This is a genomic window from Candidatus Xianfuyuplasma coldseepsis (assembly GCF_014023125.1).
GTDB classification, from domain to species: domain Bacteria; phylum Bacillota_I; class Bacilli_A; order Izemoplasmatales; family Izemoplasmataceae; genus Xianfuyuplasma; species Xianfuyuplasma coldseepsis.
Genome location: NZ_CP048914.1, coordinates 766,242 through 790,145, shown reverse-complemented (window position 1 = coordinate 790,145; position 23,904 = coordinate 766,242). Strand labels below are relative to the sequence as shown.

14 protein-coding genes are annotated in these 23,904 nt (G+C 37.3%); all 14 read left to right on the top strand.

Annotation, left to right across the window (positions count from 1 at the left end):
* Positions 1–2: 2 nt before the first annotated feature.
* The 14 genes from G4Z02_RS03705 to G4Z02_RS03640 all read left to right on the top strand — a co-directional run bounded on the left by G4Z02_RS03705 (position 3) and on the right by G4Z02_RS03640 (position 23,888).
* Entirely contained in the window at positions 3–2,711 is a 2,709-nt protein-coding gene (locus G4Z02_RS03705) for an ABC transporter ATP-binding protein/permease (RefSeq protein ID WP_258878517.1), read from the top strand.
* The gene (locus G4Z02_RS03700; RefSeq protein WP_258878516.1) at positions 2,711–9,505 is read left to right on the top strand and encodes a hypothetical protein; all 6,795 of its coding nucleotides are present in this window, start codon (positions 2,711–2,713) and stop codon (positions 9,503–9,505) included. The genes G4Z02_RS03705 and G4Z02_RS03700 overlap by 1 nt, the downstream gene beginning before the upstream one ends.
* A 4-nt stretch (positions 9,506–9,509) precedes the next feature.
* A complete protein-coding gene (locus G4Z02_RS03695; RefSeq protein WP_258878515.1) occupies positions 9,510–10,352 on the top strand; it encodes a hypothetical protein in 843 nt (280 codons plus the stop codon).
* Positions 10,349–11,212 (top strand): hypothetical protein, encoded by an 864-nt coding sequence (locus G4Z02_RS03690; protein WP_258878514.1) that lies wholly within the window; start codon positions 10,349–10,351, stop codon positions 11,210–11,212. Before G4Z02_RS03695 ends, G4Z02_RS03690 begins: the two co-directional genes overlap by 4 nt.
* 17 nt (positions 11,213–11,229) lie before the next feature.
* Complete coding sequence (gene rimI, locus G4Z02_RS03685; RefSeq protein ID WP_258878513.1) at positions 11,230–11,682, top strand: ribosomal protein S18-alanine N-acetyltransferase; 453 nt, start codon at positions 11,230–11,232, stop codon at positions 11,680–11,682.
* Positions 11,679–12,671 carry a tRNA (adenosine(37)-N6)-threonylcarbamoyltransferase complex transferase subunit TsaD gene (gene tsaD / locus G4Z02_RS03680; protein ID WP_258878512.1) on the top strand — a complete coding sequence of 331 codons (993 nt, stop codon included), beginning with the start codon at positions 11,679–11,681 and terminating at the stop codon, positions 12,669–12,671. The genes rimI and tsaD overlap by 4 nt, the downstream gene beginning before the upstream one ends.
* A gap of 101 nt (positions 12,672–12,772) precedes the next feature.
* The gene (locus G4Z02_RS03675; protein WP_258878511.1) at positions 12,773–14,656 is read left to right on the top strand and encodes a cupin domain-containing protein; all 1,884 of its coding nucleotides are present in this window, start codon (positions 12,773–12,775) and stop codon (positions 14,654–14,656) included.
* Positions 14,657–14,773: 117 nt separating this feature from the next.
* Complete coding sequence (locus G4Z02_RS03670; protein ID WP_258878510.1) at positions 14,774–17,116, top strand: CvpA family protein; 2,343 nt, start codon at positions 14,774–14,776, stop codon at positions 17,114–17,116.
* A 15-nt stretch (positions 17,117–17,131) separates the two neighbouring features.
* Positions 17,132–18,163 carry a hypothetical protein gene (locus tag G4Z02_RS03665; RefSeq protein ID WP_258878509.1) on the top strand — a complete coding sequence of 344 codons (1,032 nt, stop codon included), beginning with the start codon at positions 17,132–17,134 and terminating at the stop codon, positions 18,161–18,163.
* Entirely contained in the window at positions 18,156–19,142 is a 987-nt protein-coding gene (locus G4Z02_RS03660) for a hypothetical protein (RefSeq protein ID WP_258878508.1), read from the top strand. The genes G4Z02_RS03665 and G4Z02_RS03660 overlap by 8 nt, the downstream gene beginning before the upstream one ends.
* 147 nt (positions 19,143–19,289) lie before the next feature.
* Positions 19,290–20,933, top strand: coding sequence for a glutamine--tRNA ligase/YqeY domain fusion protein (locus tag G4Z02_RS03655; RefSeq protein ID WP_258878507.1), 1,644 nt, complete (start codon positions 19,290–19,292; stop codon positions 20,931–20,933).
* 153 nt (positions 20,934–21,086) lie between these two features.
* Positions 21,087–21,284: a cold shock domain-containing protein gene (locus tag G4Z02_RS03650; protein WP_258878506.1), complete on the top strand. Its 198-nt coding sequence runs from the start codon at positions 21,087–21,089 to the stop codon at positions 21,282–21,284.
* A 62-nt stretch (positions 21,285–21,346) separates the two neighbouring features.
* Positions 21,347–21,649, top strand: coding sequence for an MGMT family protein (locus G4Z02_RS03645; protein WP_258878505.1), 303 nt, complete (start codon positions 21,347–21,349; stop codon positions 21,647–21,649).
* Between the two features lie 64 nt (positions 21,650–21,713).
* Positions 21,714–23,888 carry an ATP-dependent helicase gene (locus G4Z02_RS03640; RefSeq protein ID WP_258878504.1) on the top strand — a complete coding sequence of 725 codons (2,175 nt, stop codon included), beginning with the start codon at positions 21,714–21,716 and terminating at the stop codon, positions 23,886–23,888.
* Positions 23,889–23,904 lie beyond the last annotated feature (16 nt).

Here is a 23,904-nt window from a genome sequence, read left to right as displayed (position 1 = left end):
AGATGTCTAGAGGCGATATTATCTTACGCCTGGTCGATGTCACCAGGGTATATGAAACAAAAGAAGAGCGTAAAATTGTTGCATTGAACAAGGTTACGACGTCTTTTAAACGTGGCGAATTTGTTGCTGTAGTAGGAAAAAGTGGATCTGGTAAATCGACATTGATCAATATTCTGGGAGGATTGGATACACCTACAAGTGGCGATTACTTCTTGGAAGGAAATAACATTGCGCGCATTAATGAAGGGCAATGGGATGCAATTCGTAATGAGAAAATTGGATTTATTTTCCAGGAATATCATTTAATTGAATATTTAAGTGTGTATAAAAACGTTGAGATTGCCTTGAAATACCAACATGAAACCAGTCGTAAAAGCCGGGTAGCAAAGATTCATGATGTGTTAACACGAGTTGGTTTGGCGGATCATATGCATAAATTACCAGGACAATTATCCGGAGGACAACGTCAACGTGTAGCGATTGCCCGGGCTCTGGTTAAAGATCCGGCCATCATTTTAGCCGATGAACCAACCGGTGCACTCGATCATAAAACGAGTGAAAATGTGATTGAGCTGATTAAGGGATTAAGTAAAGAACGTTTGGTTATTGTTGTAACACATGACAGGGGAATCGCGAATGAGCATGCAACGCGGATTATTGAGCTTGCAGAGGGGCGTTTTACCAGTGATTTGATCCGGGAGGATATCGAACAAACGTATCAGAATGTATACCGTAAAACAAAACCAACAAACTTGAATATATGGGATAAATTTGAATTGACGTTCTCAAAGATACGATCGCAGTTGTTGCGGACGTTCTTTACAGCGTTATCGTTAGCTTTAGCGTTCAGTTTTACAATCCTCTTTAGTGGAATTGAACAAGGGATTAGCGATAGTTATGATGCCTATTTTGAAGCGCTTAATAAAGCGAATAGTTATGCCTTTAGTCTGGTTCCTAAAGACCAGGTTGTCAGTGTCAATAATTACAATACAGCACTGAGTGATTTAATCAGTGCTTATAATGCGGAGTTTGCTGATGTGGATTCGGAATTAATCCAGGGATATTCACCAGATGTGGCGTTTAGTGAATCAACCGATGGGATTGAACAAGTGTTCCCCAATATGAGTCGTCCGGACTTGTTTAGTCAGTATAAAGTACGATTAATTGATATTGCGAAGGTAAATGATTACAGTTACAACGATCTCTTTATTGGTGATAGTATATATCCGTATAATTTTGATGAGATGATGGTGACAACGAAGTTTTATCGGGAGTATTTTGATTTAAGTGATGATGTTGTCAATTTATCGAGTTATGTAGATACAACGATTACCGTACCTCAATATTCGTTTGAAATTGATGAGGGAATCTACAATGTAAGTGATTATCTAGAGACATTGGTAGAAGTGGCAGATGGCTCGATTATTGAGGATAACCCACTTTACACCATGGAGCGAGTTGAAGTTCGTTACTTGAACATGAATCTTCCCCATTATTGTTATTACTATGATGATTTGGAGCCCTATTATCAGGATCAATGCATTCAAATTATTCGCGATCAACAGTATAGTCGATATTTCGATACGATTGAAGATTATATCGCTTATATGGATGATTTTAAAGAACAAGTTGATTCGATTGTACCTGGTTATTTTGATATGTTATTACGTAGTGATGCGATTTACTATATGGCGGATGAGAAGGATGCGTTTTTAGATCCAGGAGAACCCCGATATATCGAACGCGTCTATCAAGAAGTCTATGATGAAGCATCAGGAAATAATGGGATTGCATTTATTGACAATGCCGTATTTCGTGATCAATTAACCATGAAAGAAATGACGATTACCGGTATTATTGAAAATGATAATGAATCGATAGTCTATATGGACTTTTTAACCTACAATAAGCTCTTTACCCCTGGGGATGGAGTCGAAAATGTGGATGGGTACTTCAGTGTCAACTTAGAGAGTGGAATCGATCGTGATAACGATCCGTATAATGTAGCGGTTACAACCTTTGCAATTCCCTTAACAGAGTTTCACAATACCGCTGGATATGGCGATTCCTATGAGATTATTCGTAAAGAAGAAATCGAACAAGGAGACGAATGTGCGATTTATGCGATTGATAATATCTTGAACGAAGGAACCGATTTTGATGATGTCATTGTCGCTGGAGATGTCTTTACGATTACCGATTATTCAGGTTGTAAGGTAAATAGTGAGAGTTATCACTACTTAAATAGTATTTCGATTTTATTTGGTGTCTTCTTTAATACGTTGATGTTTATCAGTATTATCTTCTTTAATATTTTGCTAAGTGTCATCTTGTCGGAACGAATTGGTGAGATTGGGATTTATCGCAGTGTTGGATCAACAGCAAAAGATATTAAGAATCTCTTCTTTATTGAGATTGTCTTTGAAATCTTACTCGCTGCAGCGATGAGTGTTGTGATGATTTATTATGCGAATGAGATCATTAATACGGTCTTCTTACTGGTTATTAATCAAGGTAGTGGTGTTATTAATTTCGCTGGAATGAAGCTGTCTGTCGGTGATGATGGTACGATTACATCGATTAGTTTCTTTAACTTATTATTCTATATTGTTGTGGTATTTGTCTTACTTGGGTTCTTGAGTAATCGCAATGTCACGAAATTAGCGAATACAAAACCAATTGATATTTTGCGTAAGGACGGTGATGAATGATGAAACGTAGTCTATATGCGATCGTTGTGTTATTTATCGTTGGTGTACTAGGAGCTTGCAGTCGCAATGCGGAAAACGAACATTTACCAGAATATTGTCAAACCTATGCGGGATTTGCCTCAATAGCAAGTCCGGATATGTTTGAGCTTTTAGACGACGCTGGGTACAACTTAAATCGATTCAACTACTTAAGTGTTATTTCCGAAATCGAACTGGAGTTTGAAGTTGATGAAGTTGGGCGCGATATTGATTTAGGAGGTATCCAATGCTTCCAAAATTTAACGTCCTTAACACTTGTCGGACGCAGTTTTAAAGACATTAGTGAAATCAGTGCCCTCAGTAACATTCAATCGATTGAATTGTTAAATACAAGCATTGTCAGTATTGATAGCTTCAAGAACTTAAGTAAAATCAATAACTTAGTCATTCATGACACACTAACCTTGCAAAACGTTACTGGTGTTGGCGAAATGACTAAGTTAACGAGTCTCGATTTATCGGATAATGGATTAGTGAATGTTGGGGAGTTAAACGCCCTTGTTAATTTACAACATCTGTATTTAGACAATAATGAAATTGTCTATTTCCCATCGATTAATAATCTTGGTTTACTCGAAACACTCGACATTTCCGAGAACAATATTATTCAACTTGGGGATGACCTAAGCGGACTAAGTAATTTGGAAACACTTGACGCATCCAATAACCAAATTTGTGATATTAGCACACTGGACGATTTGGAAAGTTTACGAACCCTAGATCTTAGTTTTAATAACTTAGGATGTGTGGGAAACGGCGTCAGTCCGGACTTTGACAGTTTAGAGAATGCGCCTTATTTAACGACCTTAAAACTCAATGATAACAACTTAACATCGATTGAAGGGTTGCGTGATCGCGATATTAGTTTGGATGTATTACATCTTCACAATAATAATTTATCGGACATCACACCGATTGGGGAATACACGAATATTACCGAATTGATTCTGTACAATAATAATATTTCAAATATTAATGATTTATCGGGAATGACGGGATTAACGGCCATCGATTTAAGTGATAATCAACTAACCTCGTTTGATGATTTGCTTGCGATTCCGAATTTAATCGCTATTGATGTTAGTAAGAACAATATTACAACCATTCCAGATATTAGTAATGTATGGCCTAATTTGAGCATTTTAGACCTACATAGCAATATATTGAATGATATATCTCGTGTTGATGGACATCCTTCATTAGAACAATTGGTATTATATAATAATGGTCTAACGCAGTTGGTTGGGATACAGAATCTACCAGAATTGAATGAGCTCATTATTGCAACGCCAGAAACCATTGATCCTGAAGAAGTGCCCGTATTACGTCCAAATGTGATTGCACGGATTGAGAATAGTTATAATGATTTACCAAACCTTACAATCCATGAAGATCATGTACTAACACTGGACTATGATCTGGCAGACGGGCTATTTATTTTAAATAGTTTTTCGAATAACAACACGATCACCGATATTATTTGGCCCGATATGAACATTGCTGTGATTGATGAGTATTCCTTTAATTTAGCGAATTTAGAGTATATTGATATCAGTGGGAATAATATTGATGATTTACGGTTTATTCTCAACAATCCAGATCTGGATTATCTCAATATCTCCGATACAAATATTGCGAATCTATCTGTGATTAGCGGTGTGGATACCGATGATTTGGATAAATTGACAACGGTATATGCGATGAATATTAATGTTGGTAATGATTTGGCCAATGCCTTCATTGATTTACCTCGTTTAGAAACGGTAAATTTAACCAATACGAGTATTACGTCGCTCGATAATTGTTTTAATGATCTTGATAATTTAGAGAACCTTGATATTACCGGTAGTTCTCTGCGGAGTATTGAAAACTCCTTTAACAATATATTCGCGACGTATTCATCGGATAATGTGATTTCCTTTAGTGGAGGCTTTATTAGCGTTATTGATAATTCCTTCAATGGTGGAATATATGATACACTGTTAATCCGTAATCAAAATCCACTTGCTGTGTCCTATATACAGGATAGCTTTAATGATATTACGTTTAATGAGAATGGATTGCAATTGTCGAATAACAGTTTTAGCGACATTGATGGTAGTTTTAATAATTATGATGGTGATCTTATTGATCTCAGCAATAGTGATATTGAAACCTTAACAAACTCATTTAATAATGCAACAATCGGTGATTTAAACCTTGCAAATAACCTTTTGGAAACCGTCCCATCACTCAATACTGCGGCTAGTATTACAACCATTGATTTAAGTGGCAATATTTTGACTACGGTAGCCTTCTTAGATGGAATAACAGGGGTTACAACTCTCGATATTTCAGATCAACTTGGATCTGGATTTGGAGATACACGTACATTGCATGCGATTGATGGTATTAACAATATGCCGTTATTAACGTCAATTAATTATACCGGTAATAACATTGAAGCCATCACGGGATTCCAAAACCTAGGTATGGAAGAGCTCGTACTAACGAATCAACTATTACAATCGACGATAACAACGATTGGAGATGATGCATTTAGTGGTACACCGCTAACCATCCTACGGTTGAATAATCACGAAATAACAACGACCAATTTCCTGGATAATCTGACACTTCTTGAACAATTATATATAGGCCTGGATGTCGCTGATTTAAGCTCATTTAGTGGTTTACCTATGGAATTAACATTGGACGTATTAGAGATTTCAAATACATCTACTACATTTGATTTTGGACCATTATCTAATTACGATATCGCCGTATATATTGGCGTGAACGGTCCAGTAGAACATCTACTAAATTACAGTGGATTTGATTCCATAACTGCATCTGGGATTAATCCAACAGCATTAATTACCATTACAAATAGCTTTAATGATGTTCCACGGTTTGAACCACTTGTGGCAGAATATGTCAATGCGAACTATCCCAATTTAACAACAATTACCAATAGTTTCCATTACATTGGTAGTGTTGATAATGAATTGGATGAACTCAGTATTGATGGCGATATTACCGTCATCAACTCCTTTCATAATGCCCTAACTGTATCACTGGTTAATAGCGGTAGTGCTCCTACAGCTAATTTTGATACCGACAGTTTTACAGCAATGGAAACACTTAACATCAATACCGCAGACTATACTAGCTATGCCTTCCTAGATGATTACGCCGCATTATCCATGGTATCGATTGATCTTCTGAATGCGGATATTACAGATTTGAATAACGCAAACTTAGATTATGTTGAAATTACAGGATATGGATCTTTAGTGAACTCGATCTCCATTACTATGGAATCTTCAATAGGTGAATTATTACTTCTAGCAAACGGGAATTCGAATGATATTGATGTTACAACAAATGCAGTTAGTGTGCTTGTCAATATGGTTGGAGAACTAACGTTAAATAGTGTGGAAGCAACCAGTGTTTCAATCGATGGGGCTGCGCTTAATATGGACGTCTATGGGGATACGTTAGAAACGATAAATGTTGATGTTTCTACGGGCATATTCACTTCGAATGGGGTAAATGTACAGAGCGTTGTTCAAACTGGACTACAAACCATTACGGATGTACTAATTATTTCTGAAGTAGAAACACTTGATACAACCTTTGTTTCTGGTAGAGTAACAAATGATGTTGCCATTATTAATGACAATCTAACGGATTTAATCGTGGATTTTCCAAATGGATCAGTACAATTACAAAGTACAACAACCATATTAAATCTAGATGTGTCTACGGGAACATTTGAAACGGTAGGTACGTCCTCCCTAGTCACTTTAACGGGGTCATTGTCAGCTGATACAGTAACCCTAAGTACAAGCCCAATAGAAAGCATAAACCTAACTTCTGGAACGATAAATGAGATGACAATTTCGGCAAATGCTTCAACGATGTCATTATCTGTTCCAAATGCTACATTAATCACATTAAACGGGAATGCGATTGACGATTTAACTTTGAATACACCAAATAATGAGTTCCATATGAATTCGTCGTCCTCAAATCCATTAGCGATTACTGCTACAGCAGATAGTATAACGATTACTGATGATAATAGAAGTAGCATTACTATTGATAATTCCTCTACTGTGGAATCCGTATCAGTTGAATCCACAGCATTTACAACATTAAACTATGGTACAGCTACGCTTGATCAAGTAACCATCATATCGTCACAAGCAGGTCTTACCATTATTGGTAGTGGCTCAACTGCATTGTACTTAAATGCACCGTTATCCACATTGGATGTTGATATTGATAGCGGAACCGTGACCTTGATTGACAGTGCCGCAAGCCTTAGTGCAACAACGAATATTACCCAATTGATTGGGGATGCGATACCAGTTACTGATTTCACCTTGGTTGGAACATCTACCTTATCTCGATTGGATTTAACAAACACCTCGTTGGATACGATTCAAACCAATGATGTTGATATTGCTTTGGTAAATATTGAGACCGACGTAACAACACTTGATATGGATGCATTAAATGTACAGACTCTTGTATTAACAACTCCAAATATGGAAACATTCTCTGGAGAAATTAATGCTGCAACCCTTACATCTAGCGCTGTAACTATGAGTTTAAATAACGTAACGGCATCGGGAATTACGTTAAATGGAGATCATTCAACCGTAAATGTGAATGCGGCTAGTACGATATCGATCCTCGTCATTGATTCGTCGCAGTTGTCTCTTGTTAATTTGAACGATGCTTCTGTAAGCACATTGAATATTAGTGATGCAACCACAGCTTCGCTGTCCGTAATTAACGGGTCCAATGTCGATACGACTACCATTTCAGCTTCATCGTCTGCCTATGATGTAGATCTTCAAGGAGCTACAGATTTGGAAATCAATTCATCAAAGAATAATGGTTCAATCGATATTACGACAAATACAACCGGTATTGACATTAGTGCGTTAGATGATGTGGATATTGAAGCAACAACATTGACGGATATTCAGTTATCTATCGGTAATAATCAAGCCATAATCACGGGTAATTATGCAGTACCAACCGTGTTAAATGTAGGTGGGTCCGCAGCTGATGTAACCTTTACAGGAACGAATTTATCAGATATTACCTACAGTATTGGAACATCCTTTGATACTGTGTTTTACCTTTCTACAGGATTAACATCATTCAATACTACAAATGCATCACTAAGTGATGTCTCTGTTACGACATCACAATCAGATCTGACCGTTGTTGTGCCGAATGCCAACTCAATATCGATGTTAGGAACAGCGATTGATACCGTCGATGTAACAAGTGTTCTTGCGGATGTGTTTGTTACTTCAGAAGCAGTATCGCTTACGGTATCTGGTTCAATGAGTTCGTTGGATATTGACGATGACTTCATGACAAGTATCGATTTATCTGGTTTAAACACAAGCGATTTATTCATTGTTTCCGATGCATTAGCATCACTGGATACGTCTTTAGGAAACGTTTCAACAAGTCTTTCAATTACTACAATTCAAGATAACTTCAACTTAACGACAGACATTCCAGATGTCACTTTTGAAACAGTATCAACCTATACCATGAATCTAACAAGTGCGTTGAGCGGTTCCATGAGTGTGACGGCAAATGTTCTTGATATAAACTTCACTACACCGAATACACTTATTGTCTTAGATGGTTCAAATGTACAGTCTATCACTGGATCAGTAGCTGATTTAGAGATGGGTGCTACAACCTCAACAATCCTTGCATTAAATGTTGATGCAACTTCCGTTACAATAACGGAAACTGGTAGCCTTACGGATATTACCTATGATGGAGTGCATACCGTTAATGAGTTTGATGTCACGATTACAGGTCCGATAGCAAGTATTGATACAAATAATGTGGTTATTGATACATTTATTATTCATCAAAATCAAACGACACCGACAAATGTTGCGACATTATCCGAAAACATTGAAGTGGAAGCGGCTATTCTTGGTGGATTTACCGAAGTAACTATTTCGTATGAAGGTCTTAATCCACTTAGTGTTAATATCACAGATTTAAGCATTGGTACCATTACACTGGCAAGTGAGAATGAGGTATCGATTACCGGTAACGTTGGTGAATTAGAAGTTGTTGGACTCAATATTGATACACTGACAACAACAGGACTTAGTGTTAGTGATACCTATACCATGAATGATACCTTAATTACTACTATTGACTTTGCGAGTACAACCATGTTAGCATCGTTACAAACACTTAATATGAATACGTTGGATGCCACTAACGTAGGAGATATCATTACTGCATTAGACGGTACTTCTGTGACATTGTATTCACCATTAACAGATCAAGATATCTACGATTATTATTACGATCAAGAACTTCCTGCAGTAACGGCTCAAGAAGCGATTGATAATGAAATATATAACGGCTTACGTGATGATACCATTGATGATTCTTGGGCGGAGATTCAAGCCAATGAATATATGGATCACTTGGACGAAGTAACACTCCGTAATGCGATTGATACGGATACACTCGGTACCGAAGAAGACTACTTCCAAAGTTATTTAACCGATGCGGGAATCACCGTAGGAGACTTAGGGGCCGGTGAAGAAACAACCATTCGTACCGCCATTACAACAACCTTAAACAATATTGCTGCATTGATGGATGAAGCTACATTACAAGCGGCACTTCCAGCGGCAATTGAAGCACAAGCGGATGCCAATGCACTGGCATTGCAAGGTGCACTTACCTTTACGATAGGAGTGTAATCATATGAAACGATTATTTCTCATTTTATCCCTGTCAATACTACTCACTGGATGTGGGTTGTTTGATCGTGGAAATTATGAGAAAAATCGTAGTGGTTATGTCATATCTGAAAACCTGATTATTCAATACCACACAAACTCCATTGGTGAGATTGATATCTTCTTGATTGATCAACTAATGACATATTTTGAAGCGTTGGATTATACACAGTTTGATGTTGATCAGTTAGAAAGTGATGCAGAATTTTCAAACATTGTAACAAGCGAAGAACTACTTAGTTGTGGGATTACCCGGGAAACTGCAATACCTCGCTTTATTCGTATTGCCGATGAAACCTATGTCTATAATGTGCGAGACAACGGGTATTGCTCATACGATGAATACATCTTTCATAATGGATTCAGTGAACCTGAAGTTCCAGAGCAAGATATACCGATTGAAATCACTAATATCCAGCGATTTAAACAAGCTGATTTTAAACTGAATACGTTTGAGGATATTTTGTTTATCGAGCAAATCACATTTAACTCGTTCCGATGGGAAAAAGAGATTGTCTCCGTGTTACCAATGAGTTATACCCAAGCAGGTAATACTTATGAACGGTTATCGGAAACCATGAGTGAGATTCATGTACTAGAGAATTACATCCTTCAAAATCAATCAATTAATCTACTTACATTACGCGATGATTATCAAGATGAAGATGTCAATAACATTTGGTCGGAAGAAACGATTGAAGCCCTAGGACGTGATCATGAATTGATTAAACAAGTTCGATTAAAAAACGCAGGAGATATTTTAGATGCAATCTACGATACCTTAAGCAGATTGGGGATGTTCCAATGAAAAAGATGCTTAGCGTTATTGTAATTGTACTTGTGTTTATCCTGAGTTCTTGTGGTGGGGAAGATGCTCTTGTATATAACTTCAAACCACGCCAAGACAATACTCTATTTTCTACAGATGGTGAAATAATTATTGATTATAAAACCGATACAAACGGGGAGTTGATTGAACTCAATATCGATCATTTACTATCGATTGAAGAGATGATTATGCTGAATCCAAATATTGACTTCGACATCGAAATAGAGGGATTTACCGGTAATGTGTTCATGCAACCACGTTCGGTTTGTACGGAATATTTAAACGATTTACTGATACCAATTAACATTGAAGTTGGAAACACACGGTATAAGTTTGACAATTTGAGTTGTCTCTATAAAACCGTAGATACCAACAATCAATTCCGACAAGGGTTTGCGGATGAATACCATTTAATGGGAACCATTACCGAGGATAAAAATACAACCGTTAGTATCATTATTTACAATCCGGAAGAGTTGGTCCGCTTCATTGAAATTTATGAGTTACCACATACACGTGAATTACTCGGTACATACAGTATGATTATTAATGAAGATCGCGATGAACTATTAAATGGGTATCACAATTACTACAAAGATATGGGAATATATGAACAGTTGTATTTAAAACATCAAGACAACGTTCCGACAAAGAATGAGATCAATGGTATTCCCGATGATATCAACATTATGGATTTGCAAAACCTGACAGAAGTTATACCGCTCATTGCAGACTTCGAAACATTGTATGCGGATGAAATTGCAGCCATGGATGAATTACAAGATGAAATCGGTATTAACTTTAGTAGTGAGGACAGTACCGACGACGAGACAGAGTAGAATATTGAGGTGATGACATGAATATCCAGATACGAAAAATGGATTTAAGTGATATTCCTTATGTGTATCAACAAGAAATCAAGATATTTGGTAAGAGTTTAGGTGAAAAAACATTGTATAACGAAATTATGTACAATGATATGTCCCGTTACTTTATCGCTTTAAGAGAAGGCAAACGTGTTGGGTACATTGGATGTTGGTTAACGCTTCCCAATGCTGAAATATTGAATTTGTTTATCGAAGATCGATACCGTAATCAGGGGTATGGGACACTACTTGTGAAACGCGTGATTGAAATCTGTAGAAGCGAACATATTGAGAATATTACGCTTGAAGTACGACCGAGTAATACACCTGCGGTGGAATTGTATAAGAAACTAGGATTTTCCGCAGTGACAACTAGAAAACAATATTATGAGGATGGCGAAGATGCTCTAGTCATGATGTATTCCATAGGAGTGAGAATATGATTGTGTTAAGTGTTGAAAGTTCTTGTGATGAGACGAGTGTCAGTATTCAACGAGATGGAAAAGTCATCTTAAGCAATGTCGTTTTGTCGCAAATTGACGTTCATAAACAGTATGGTGGTGTGGTTCCGGAAATCGCTTCACGAGAGCATATAAAAGGGATTACAATGGTGTTTGAAGAAGCACTTGAACAAGCACAAATACCCAAGGATGATATTGATCTAGTAGCAGTCACAAAAGGTCCTGGGTTGATTGGTAGTTTACTCGTTGGTGTCAATGCTGCCAAGGCATTTGCCTTTGCGAATCAGATTCCTCTTGTTGGGGTTCATCACATTGCGGGACACATCTATTCCAATGCGATTGAACGCGATTTGGCGTTTCCCTTGATTTGTCTTGTTGTAAGTGGTGGACATACCGAACTGATCTTAATGGAAGAACATTATGATTTTCAAAAACTTGGTGAAACGATGGACGACGCCGTAGGAGAAGCCTATGATAAAGTGGCTCGTACGGTTGGACTAGGTTATCCAGGTGGACCGATTGTCGATCAATTGGCCATCGAGGGACAACCCACCTATCCGATGCCGGACATCTCTATGGGCGATACCTTTGATTTTAGTTTCTCCGGTATAAAGTCCCATGTGATAAACTTGGTTCACAATATTCATCAACGCAATGAAGAAGTACACGTGTCTAATTTATGTGCATCCTTTCAAGAAGCGGTTACCGATGTTTTGGTTGATAAGAGTAAACGAGCGATTGAACAGTATGATGCAAAGATGTTTATCATCGCTGGTGGTGTTGCCGCCAATAAAGGATTACGAAAAAAAATTGATGAACAAATCACAGACGTAGAGGTGGTTGTTCCGCAATTTAAATATTGTACCGATAATGCCGCGATGATTGGAATTGCGGGGTATTACCAGTACAAAAAAATACAGAAAACAGATGATATGACCTTGAATGGTGCATCTCGTCTACGATTGGAGTGATGTTAATTTCATAACTTATTAAAAGCAAGTTCATAAAATATCCACATATTTTCTATATACTGGGGTTAGAAGAAAACGTTATTCGAAAGTGAGGAAACACAATGAAAAAATTATTTTTAGCACTCTTTATACCAATTGCGGTTATATTGGGGACACCTGCACTTGCTGCAACCTTAATGTATGATGGTACAGGTGATGAACACATGCCTACGTATTTATACGGGCCGGATAAAGATAATGCCGAAACATTATTGTTTACCGAGTTGGATACATCAATCCAAGAAGTGGAAGATGGAACATCCGACGATTTAGTTTTTAATTTACATTCTGACATCATCAATCGAGCGATTTACGATGCGGTTTTGGAGAACAATCCAGACTATAATCCAGGTGAAGATTGTATGACAGATGAAGAATGTTATGTATTTGCTGATTACGTTCCTGTAGAAGGTTATGATTTTAGCTATCGTTTGGTTGGACTTTGGGTATCATTCTATGATGGTGATACGTCCTCAGATCCTGGACGATTTGTTTTCAATGCCTTCTTGGAAATTGATTTAAACGGCCAAATGACTTATAAAACAGTTGTAGAAGTTCACTTCTTATTTGAAGATGATCCAGATTACTATTACTTAGAGTTTGATAAAGTTCAACTTGGACGTTTACCATTGCCAAAATCATTCTTCACAAGTATTATCAATATGCTGGAATCACAAGCCGACATTGATTTGGAAAGCAATCTTGATGAGATTCCTCTAGGTGAACTTGATTTAAATAACCTATCGTTTACAATTCAAAAAGATGAAATCTTAGAATCAATGGCAACAGACGATAATGGTGAAGTGGATTCTGGAGCTCTATTAGGACAAGAAGTATTATCGATAATCTTTGAAAATCAATTGATTAATTTTGATTTACAAGATGATGAATTTGTTCTAACAGCTGGCGTTTCTAAATTCCGTTCTACCGATGATTCTGGATTCCCAGAGTACGTCTATGATCTCCATGATCAAGAAGAGGTTGGAACCGAAACCGTTATTGGTGAATTCAATCCCGAATTATTTGATCCCGAAGCCTACATGCAAGATTTATTCACAGAATACATCTTTAATAGTTCTTTCCTTGATGGTGGATTTAAAATTAAAGAAAAAACCTTCAATAAATTGATCTATTACAATGCAGACGGATTTAGTGATACACGTCAAACCGTTGAAATTCCGATTAATGAAACCGAAACGGAAAACATTGAACTCGGTTTAAAAGCGATTTGGTTTGAATTTGAAGCAACGGAAATCTATGTAAAAGCCCAATTCCGTATTGCTGGTATTGATTCCCTCGTTGTGATCCGTGCAGAGCAAATCTCAAGTACAAGTGAAGAATTGCACTTCCGATTTGTTGACATTACCGCTGGTAAAGATGTTGATGAAAACAGTGGTGATTACCTAGAAATCCTTGATTTAAGTGCATTTAAACAAGTATTTGCCGAAATGGGCGATGTCGAGTTTGGTCAGTTTAACGAAGATGGAGATCTAATCATCTCTGCTGCTGGGTTAAGCGCATTACTCGGAGAAGGTACCAATGAAGGTGCTGTTGAAGTTACCGGTATCGCTTTGGAAGAAAACGCGATTGTATTAACCGTTACTGCAGGACAATATCAAGCAACATTGGATGCATTCACCGATGCCTTAGAAGATGTTGTAGGTAGTGAAGAATTAATCACCGATCTTGGTGGCGTATTGGATACAAACGATCCTACTGAGGGAGCCGTATTAAGTGCTGTTGAAGATCTACAAGATACCATCTCAACTGGTGGAACTGTAACAGGTGAACAAATCGAAGATCTATTTACCAACTTTGAAGATTTGGATTCAGAAACTCAAGAAGAATTCTTAGATACCATCGTTGATCTAATCGATCCATCCGTATTAACAGGATTTGAAGGTATCTTTGGAGCCCTTGGAGAAGACGATATCCCAACCGAATAACGAACCCGAATAATAACAATTGATCTAACCCCCCTAATTCATTTGAATAATAGTATATAGAAAAACCCTTTTTAACCAAGGGTTTTTCTTGAAGTTTAGGGTGAAAGGAGGCGAATTATGTTATCGGCTATTATACCTGAAGAAGTAGCACTACCGTTTAATTTTGACGTCGTATTAATCTTAATATTCAGCGCATACTTAGTGTATGGGTATATTTCAGGTGGCCATAAACAAATTCGCTTATCGATTAACCTTATCTTACCATTTGTCATCATTTATTATATGGGACCGATGATTACCAACTACCTCTATGTCCCGCTTTCCAATACGCTATTCTTTGAATTGGTAAGTGAGTATTTGAGTTTTGGTAAAAATACGGTGACAATGATTATTGCCTATTTATCCACATATATTGTTGTGTTTACCGGTATATTTATTTTATCAATTTACGCAAGACGATATTTGTTAAATGAGAATATGCGTGCAAAACTTGGGAAAAAGAACAATTACCTTGGAGCATTGTTCTCACTAATTAACGGATATGTTTTGGTGTATTTCATTATTTTACCGGCATTTTCCATCAATCTCGTTTCCGTTAACTCCTATTTAACGAATTTTGTCTTGGAGCACCCACCACCATTCTCACGGATCGCCCGAACAGCGGAAAAAGCAGTTCCAATTAAAGGGCTTGCGGACAAGGCAGACGCCTTCCAACAATTGCTATCGCAAGAGGGAATTGAAGATTACTATAACGAAGCCATTACCGAGTACCAACAGCAGTATATGGGTGGTGCGAACTCCTATGAAAAAGACTTTATGAATCTCGTCTATAGCGACTTAACTGAGGAGGCGAAAAACGCCTTAGATACTGCCTATTTCGAGATGTTTGATGAATCATTAAGTTTAACAAATTACTATGGTGTTAGTTACATATTGGTGACTGAAACCGATACAAATACCTATCTATATCAAGATTTACTTGATTATGAAAATCAGTTTAATGAAATCTTCGATGCCAACCAAGAGATTGTTGATGTTTATGAAGCGTCGGTTGAGAACTATGAAGAATTACTTGCCAATTACGAGTATACCCAAGCATACGAACTCTACTTGGATGAACTGGATGTCTATTTGGATGCATTAGAAGCGTATGAAACATTGAAAGTTGATGCATTATTATCAGGAACTGCATTTACACAGGAGTTCACCGAAACTCGACCAGAAATGAGTTTGGATGAGCCGTCAAACTATGTTCCATATGAAGGTACAGTAGCGCCAATTGATCCTGAGTTGGAACCATCTGATGAAGTCGTTGCAGCCCAAGAATATGTTGATGATTATGCGAATAAAGAGGATATTCGCAGTGATTTAACGAGCCTTGGATCGAACTTTGAAAATCATGCGGGATTGCTAAAATGGTATGTTGAAGGTTTATCCAATGGTGATAATACGCCACCGAACATGAATAACATATCAGCGGTTATTGTCAGTTTTAAAGCGAATTACGACGATATTATGGCGGGTGTTAGTGATGATGCATTGGAAGAGAAACTCTATCTTGCACAAATGAGTATCCGGTCGTATGATGTATTCACCTTGTGGTTGGAATGCACAATGGAAAACATTGATACGGTGGAACTTGATGACATTGCACTTGAAAGTAGTCGTTGTCCAGCATTTAACACAGCACTAGTTGTTGATTATGACTTTGCCGATGAAGCGTTCAGCATTGTTGGAACGCTATTTGAAGGGGAAAGTGTATCGTGGATTATTTCACAATTCAAGTATGATTATGAAGCAGGATTATTTGATGAGCCATTTGAAGGGTTTCCCGAAGTACAGGATATTTTAGAGAGTACAAAGGGACTTGTCGATGAATACGAGGAGTACTACAAGGATATTGCAAGCAGTATCCAAGGAGATATTCCAATGATTCTTAAAATCGGTATTAGTGTCATGAAGTATCATCTCGATGTATATGAGACCTTGGAAACGACCCCACTGATTGCCGCGGTATTTAATGATGCTGCACGGTTCTGTGGTAACCCGCAGTACGTCCAGGGGTATGATGTACAAATCTGTACCCAAAACAGCTCAGAAGGCGGATTATTTGGTGATTTCATGAATGTACGTTACTTGGTTGGTGAAATCTACTTTAAAGCCTACTTTATGGTTGATGAAGAGAATAATCCCAAAGTATACGATTCTGATAAAATGCATGCTTTCTTAGCTGAAGTGAATGCATCGGTTGAAAACAATGTAATTACACAAGAGAGTGTGTCGGCTATTGCCGATCAATTCGCGTTTAATGTTGTCGATGAAACCAATGGTACTACGTTACTGGAACAAATGTATGCTGATGGACAAATCACGATTGAAGCAATGCGTATTCTTGGCGAAGATGAATACGGCTTGTTTAGTGATGATTTTAGATTAAAAGTTAAGAGCTTAATCCGCTAGGAAAGGAGGGATACGATGAATCCGAGTGAAGAGTTAATGCTGTTGTTGGAACTCAATGGTTTTGACATCACAAAATTCAAGTTAAAGAAACAACTTGAATATGAAAAAACAGGGAACATGGAACTGTATAAATACAAGAAGTTCCAAGACTTAATCGTTAGTCATTATCAGTATGAACCCGATGACGATATTTTTCATCGTAACCCCTTAACATATCGTTCTTCCTGGCCAGCGGAAGCGACTTCCATTGATCAATTCTTTGTAAAACATCCCGATTTACAGCGTGAGATGACCCTACAAGAGTTTTTACTAATGGATACATTTGATCCGATTCATCGAGAAAGCATCTTATACGATATTTTAGATGGTTGGGTTGAAGAATATCGGGAAATGTCAATACGTCAAATGGAAAATCTCAAGGAAATGATCAGTCGTTTTCCAAAAAAGAACAAAAAATACAAAAAAGCCAGTAAGATATTCTTCCTATTTGCCGTTCTTATGGCAGTTTTAGGAATGATGCTGATGGTATCACCAGATAGCCTTAAATCCCCATTCCTAGGATTTATCACACCATTTATTGAATATTATGAAGAGTTGTTAATCCAATACTGGTGGATGGCATTAATTGCGAATTTTGGAATCCTGCTATTTGTTCTATTTGCCGTATCAAACAACTTCTTTAGTCGTTATATGCGGGATATTCGTAGTGAAAAAAGCAAACACGCGATTAAAACATTCGACAAATGGGACCAAGATATGAAAGATGCCCGACTGAAACAAGCAGGATACTTAGAAGATTATGTTGAACGTGTCATTAAGAAACCACAAAAATCTGTATTAGAACTGTCCAAACTAGAAGAACCAGAAATCTGGTTGCAACGTCTAAAAGACTATGTTCAAATGATTGAACGTAAGTATGACATCATGACGAAATATTACAAAACATTCCGTCGTGCACTACGCTGGATGTATGTTTTTGCAGTACTAGCCTATGTTGCTTTTATTGGACTAGGTATCCTCATGCAAATGGGGTGGTTAAGTGTTTAAGAAAAAGAATAAGAAACAACAACAAATTGAACGTCTTTTAGAAGATGAACTCGTTGTAACAGCTGCTGACATTGCACAAGCTATCGATGAGGAAAGCACTCCGAAACAAGATCAAGTTCAACCCGAAGTCGACGAAGAACTCGAAGCTAAACCTAATCATCAAGTCGTAGAAAATCAAGAAGAAACAATCGAACTAGATGAACAGGAAACCGCTAAATCTAGAGATGTAGAAGATGAAGAAGAACTCGTTGAAGCAATCACTACCGAACCCATCTCAGAGGAATCCCAAGACATCATTCAAGAGATTCTTGAAGAGAATCAAGAAGACTCTGAAGAAGTAAAAATGCCGAAACCAGAAACGGTTGAGGAAGAACCAGATGACAGTCCAGTAGTTCAACAAGGATTTGTTTGGACCGATGTTGATGCTTGTGATTTACCGCAAAAGAAACTATCCCGAAAAGAACGAAAACGCCTGGAACAAGAACGATTAGAGCGAGAAAAAGAAGAGAAACGTAACAAACGGAAAAAACGCCGACACAAGGTTGTGGAGGAACAACCACAAAAACGACCGGAAGATATGATTGCACCACCGGTAGAAGATGTTGTTACAGAAGAAGAAAAAGTTGATTTAAACACATTCTTTGAAACCAGCAAGTTGAAAAAGAAAAAATTAAAACGACGAGACCGCAAGAAATACTCTCGTAAAGAGCTTAGACGACGCAAAAAACGTGAGAAAAAAGGTCAGGGTATTGAAGATGTAAAAGATCAAAATCTATATAAGTTCCGACGTAAAAAATACAAAACCGTTGAAGATTTCATTACGTATTTAAATGACAACTACCTCGAAATTGATTCCGTCGCCCAAGATGTCCTTGCAGATGAACGATTCTTTGGATGGATTGGAAAGAAAAGCGGTGTATTTAACCAAAGTCTACAAGAATTTAAAGAGATTAAAGCGAAAACCGAGAAGAAATCGTAATTCTCGGTTTTTCTCTTGTAAAAAAATGTGTTAAAATATACAATATCTACATAAGTGAAGTAGGTGAGATATATGAAGGTCCAGCAGAACACCCGAATAATCAAACAGTATAGACATAACTAAACAGTATATAGAAGGGTGAAAACAATGGAAATTAATCATTTTATAAACACAATTATTGAAGAGGATATCCGCAGTGGTAAACATGAAAAGGCAATCACACGATTTCCTCCAGAACCTAATGGACTACTACATTTAGGACATGCGCGTGCCATCATTACGAACTATACGATGGCTCAACAACATGGTGGGTATTTTAATCTTCGTTTTGACGACACCAACCCCGTGAAAGAAGACACGGTTTTTGTTGAAGGTATCAAGAAGGATATCGCTTGGTTGGGCTGTCATTGGAAGAATCTCCTATTCGCTAGCGACTATTTTGATGAAATGTATAAACGGGCATTATTGCTGATAGAAAAGGGCGATGCCTATGTCGATGATTTAAGCGCAGAGGAAATTCGCGAGTATCGTGGTGATTTCACCACGCCCGGTAAAGAAAGTCCTTATCGTAACCGCTCTATTAAAGAGAATATGGATCTATTTATTGCAATGAAAGATGGCCAATTCGATGATGGATCTCGTGTCCTTCGGGCAAAAATCGACATGGCAAGTCCAAATATTAACTTACGAGATCCTGTTATTTATCGAATCCAACGAGCAACACATCATAATACCGGTGACAAATGGTGTATTTATCCGATGTATGATTATGCGCATCCAATTGAGGATGCAATTGAAGGAATCACGCATAGTTTATGTAGCTTAGAATTTGAAGACCATCGTCCATTATATGACTGGGTTGTCGAACATTGTGAAATGGAAGAAGTACCACGTCAAATCGAATTTGGTAAACTGTATATAGCTGGTGCTGTAACGGGTAAACGATACATTAAGCAATTAGTGGAAGAAGGCTTAGTAATGGGCTGGGACGATCCTCGTCTGATTACTTTAAGCGGGCTTCGTCGTCGCGGAATTCCACCGATGGCGATTCATGATTTTATCATTGCCCTAGGATTACCAAAAAGCCAAGGTGAAACCGAAATTGATATGCTATACCAATACGTTCGTGATCATCTAAAACACGATGCACCCGTAACCTTTGCGGTACTCGATCCATTAAAACTTGTGATTGATAATTATCCAGAAGGACAAGTAGAATACTTAGATGTTGTCAATAATCGCGAAAATCCAGACTTAGGAAGCAAAAGCATTCCTTTCAGTCGGGAAGTATATATTGAACGCGAAGACTTTATCGAACAGAAACCAAACAAAAAATGGCGACGTTTAGCTCTAGATGTTGAAGTACGCCTAATGCATGCCTACTTTGTCAAAGCGAACTCTGTTGTCAAGGATGACGATGGAAACATCATTGAAGTTCACTGTACATACGATCCAAATACCAAATCAGGATCCGGGTTTAATGATCGCAAACCAAACGGAAACATTCATTTTGTAGATGCTACTCACAATAAGAAAGCAGAAATTCGTCTTTTTGATGAATTGATAACAGATATGGATGATAAAGATACACCATTCCGTGAAAAAATCAATCCTGAAAGTTTAATTGTCAAAGAAGGATTTATCGAAGAACATATTAATCCAAACATTGGAGATACATTCCAATTTGCTCGAAATGGCTACTACAGTGTTGATTCAGACACGACAAAAGATTATATTGTATTCAATCGAGTAGTCGAACTACGTTCGTCCTACAAACCAAAGGCAAAATAAATGTTTTGCCTTTTCTTTTTTCTTGCATTTTTAAAAATATGTAGTATTATAGAGTAGACGTAATATGAAGGAATATTAAGAAAAGTAACAGTGTTACCTTGAAATAATATGCAATTTGTATGAAATCAACAAAAAAACAAGGAGGTAACACACATGACTGGTAAAGTTAAATGGTTCAACGCTGAAAAAGGTTACGGATTCATTACAACTGAAGAAGGAAGCGACTTATTCGTTCATTACTCACAAATCCAAAAAGACGGATTCAAAACATTAGAAGAAAACGAAGAAGTACAATTCGACGTAGTTGATGGAGACAAAGGTCCTCAAGCAGCAAACGTAACAGCTTTATAATGTAACGAAAAAGACCGGAAACGGTCTTTTTTTATGCTATAATTTGGGTGAGAGGTGATAAAGTGACAGATTTTACAAAGCAAGTGTTGGATATTATTAAAAGTATTCCCCATGGTAAAGTCATGACCTATGGCCAAATTGCTGCAGTTGCTGGTAATCCCAGAGGAGCTAGACAAGTATCAAGAATACTTAATTCTATGAGCGGATCTCATCAACTACCATGGCATCGTGTCATCAATTCAAAAGGAGGAATTTCACTTACTGGTGAAGGTGGATTTGTCCAAACAAACATGCTTATTAGTGAAGGAATTGAGGTACAAAATAAACGGGTTGATTTGAAGAAATATTTATATCAATTTGATTAAAATTTAAGGGTTAAAGCACTATGATTTTAGTGCTTTTTTTGATATAATTTTTATAGGTGATAACATGAATGATTTACTGATTGGATTGAACGAAAAACAGCGCGAAGCAGTCCTTCAAACCGAAGGGCCAGTAATGGCTATAGCGGGTGCTGGAAGCGGAAAAACAAGCGTTCTTACGAAAAGAATCGCTTATTTAATCTTTGAGAAGAATGTGAACCCGCAAAACATTCTTGCAATCACCTTCACAAACAAAGCTGCAAACGAAATGAAACAACGAGTCCGACAAGCTCTCGGAATTAATACTTACGACATGTGGATTAGTACGTTTCATTCAATGGGTGCCCGCATTTTGCGAGATTATATTGAACGATTAGGCTACAAACGCAACTTTCAAATCATCGATGATGACGATACCCATCAATTAGTAAAGAACTTGATGAAGAAAAGCAATATAGATACGAAATTGTTTAATCCGAAGATAATTCGCAATCTAGTCCTTAAAATGAAGTTTGACGAAGACTTCATCAAATCGATTGAAGCACCAATTAATGAAGTTGTTGCGATTATATACAAAAAGTACCAAAGCTACTTATTCGAAAGTAATCTGGTTGATTTTGAAGACTTACTTCTGTTAACAATTAAACTGTTAAAGCAAGAACAAGACGTCAAAGCGTACTTCAATAATAAATTTCATTACGTTCTTGTGGATGAGTTTCAAGATACAAACAATGTTCAATATGAGTTGATTAAACTGCTCGTAAATGAGAACAAGAATATCTTCATTGTTGGTGATGAGGATCAAAGTATATATGCCTTCCGAGGGGCAAACATAGAAAACATCAATAAATTCAAACGAGATTATAAGAACTATTATCTTGTCCTTCTAGAACAAAACTATCGTAGTACAAACAATATATTGAATGCTGCGAATAATATCATTCAAAATAACTCGACAAGAATACCGAAAAACCTATTTTCTGAAAAAGGAAAAGGAGAGCCTATTACCCACTACAAAGGGGTTACTGCAAGAGATGAAGTTGAATATGTCGCAATGAAAATCATACATATGGTGCGTAAAGGCTATGAATACAATGATTTTGCGATACTGTATCGGGCAAATAGTACGTCTCGATCATTTGAAGATGTTTTTCTGCAAAAACAAATTCCCTATCGTATTTTTGGTAATACAAGCTTCTTCAAACGAAAGGAAATTAAAGATTTTACCGCATACCTTCGGTTTATTTTAAACAACGATGATGCCTTTAGCTTTATTCGTGCTGTTAGTGCACCACGCCGTGGTATTGGACCGGTAACCATTGAACGAGTCGTAGATTATGCTGCGAATAATGGATTAGCATTTAGCGATGCATTAAGACTATCCTCAGATTTTCTTGGTAAAACTGCGAGTAATAAAATAACAGCATTTATGGACATGATGGTTGATTTTAGAACGCAACTTGATGACATCCCATTTACAGATTTCGTCGACTATGTCTTGGATAAGACAGGATACATCGACATGTTGAAGTTGGATGATAAAGGCGATGTACGTTATGAGAATTTACTCGAATTTAAGACAATATTAGCCGAAAATAACGAAATATATGAAGATTTAACCAAAGAAGAGATGCTAACTTACATTTTAGAAGACATTGCCTTGAAGAGTGAGGAGACGAAAGAAGACGTCGAAAACGGTGTTACTCTGATGACCTTGCATTCCGCAAAAGGACTGGAGTTTCGAGTGGTTTTCATTGTTGCTTTAGAAATGGGAATGTTCCCATTATCTCGGACATTTGGTGATCGATTTGAGTTCGAAGAAGAGCGACGCTTGATGTATGTTGGTGTTACACGAGCGAAAGAGAAATTGTTTGTCACCAACGCGGATACCAGACAAACATACGGTGAAACATTGCGTAATGCCGATAGCGTATTCATTGAAGAAATCCCCGCAGAACTATTACATCGTGAAGGATATAGTGTCGCGGTAAATCGCTCTAAAAATGTAAATAGCGTCTATCAAAGACCGGAATATAAACGACAAATTGATCAAAAACGGAAGTCATTGCTTTCCAAAGATAATACCAATGATTTGAACAAAGGAGATAAGGTTATCCACAAAGTATTTGGTGATGGTGTTGTCGTATCGGTTGCAGGGGATCATTGCGTTATCGCATTTCAAGTTCCCCACGGCATAAAGACATTGCTAAAAGATCATCCTGCAATATCAAAGAAGAAGTAACCCATAAGTGATATAA

What these genes read in the sequence shown, in the direction of transcription:
- G4Z02_RS03705 (WP_258878517.1), top strand. Translation starts at nt 3, where the DNA reads ATGTCTAGAGGCGATATTATCTTACGCCTGGTCGATGTCACCAGGGTA.
- G4Z02_RS03700 (WP_258878516.1), top strand. Translation starts at nt 2,711, where the DNA reads ATGAAACGTAGTCTATATGCGATCGTTGTGTTATTTATCGTTGGTGTA.
- G4Z02_RS03695 (WP_258878515.1), top strand. Translation starts at nt 9,510, where the DNA reads ATGAAACGATTATTTCTCATTTTATCCCTGTCAATACTACTCACTGGA.
- G4Z02_RS03690 (WP_258878514.1), top strand. Translation starts at nt 10,349, where the DNA reads ATGAAAAAGATGCTTAGCGTTATTGTAATTGTACTTGTGTTTATCCTG.
- rimI (WP_258878513.1), top strand. Translation starts at nt 11,230, where the DNA reads ATGAATATCCAGATACGAAAAATGGATTTAAGTGATATTCCTTATGTG.
- tsaD (WP_258878512.1), top strand. Translation starts at nt 11,679, where the DNA reads ATGATTGTGTTAAGTGTTGAAAGTTCTTGTGATGAGACGAGTGTCAGT.
- G4Z02_RS03675 (WP_258878511.1), top strand. Translation starts at nt 12,773, where the DNA reads ATGAAAAAATTATTTTTAGCACTCTTTATACCAATTGCGGTTATATTG.
- G4Z02_RS03670 (WP_258878510.1), top strand. Translation starts at nt 14,774, where the DNA reads ATGTTATCGGCTATTATACCTGAAGAAGTAGCACTACCGTTTAATTTT.
- G4Z02_RS03665 (WP_258878509.1), top strand. Translation starts at nt 17,132, where the DNA reads ATGAATCCGAGTGAAGAGTTAATGCTGTTGTTGGAACTCAATGGTTTT.
- G4Z02_RS03655 (WP_258878507.1), top strand. Translation starts at nt 19,290, where the DNA reads ATGGAAATTAATCATTTTATAAACACAATTATTGAAGAGGATATCCGC.
- G4Z02_RS03650 (WP_258878506.1), top strand. Translation starts at nt 21,087, where the DNA reads ATGACTGGTAAAGTTAAATGGTTCAACGCTGAAAAAGGTTACGGATTC.
- G4Z02_RS03640 (WP_258878504.1), top strand. Translation starts at nt 21,714, where the DNA reads ATGAATGATTTACTGATTGGATTGAACGAAAAACAGCGCGAAGCAGTC.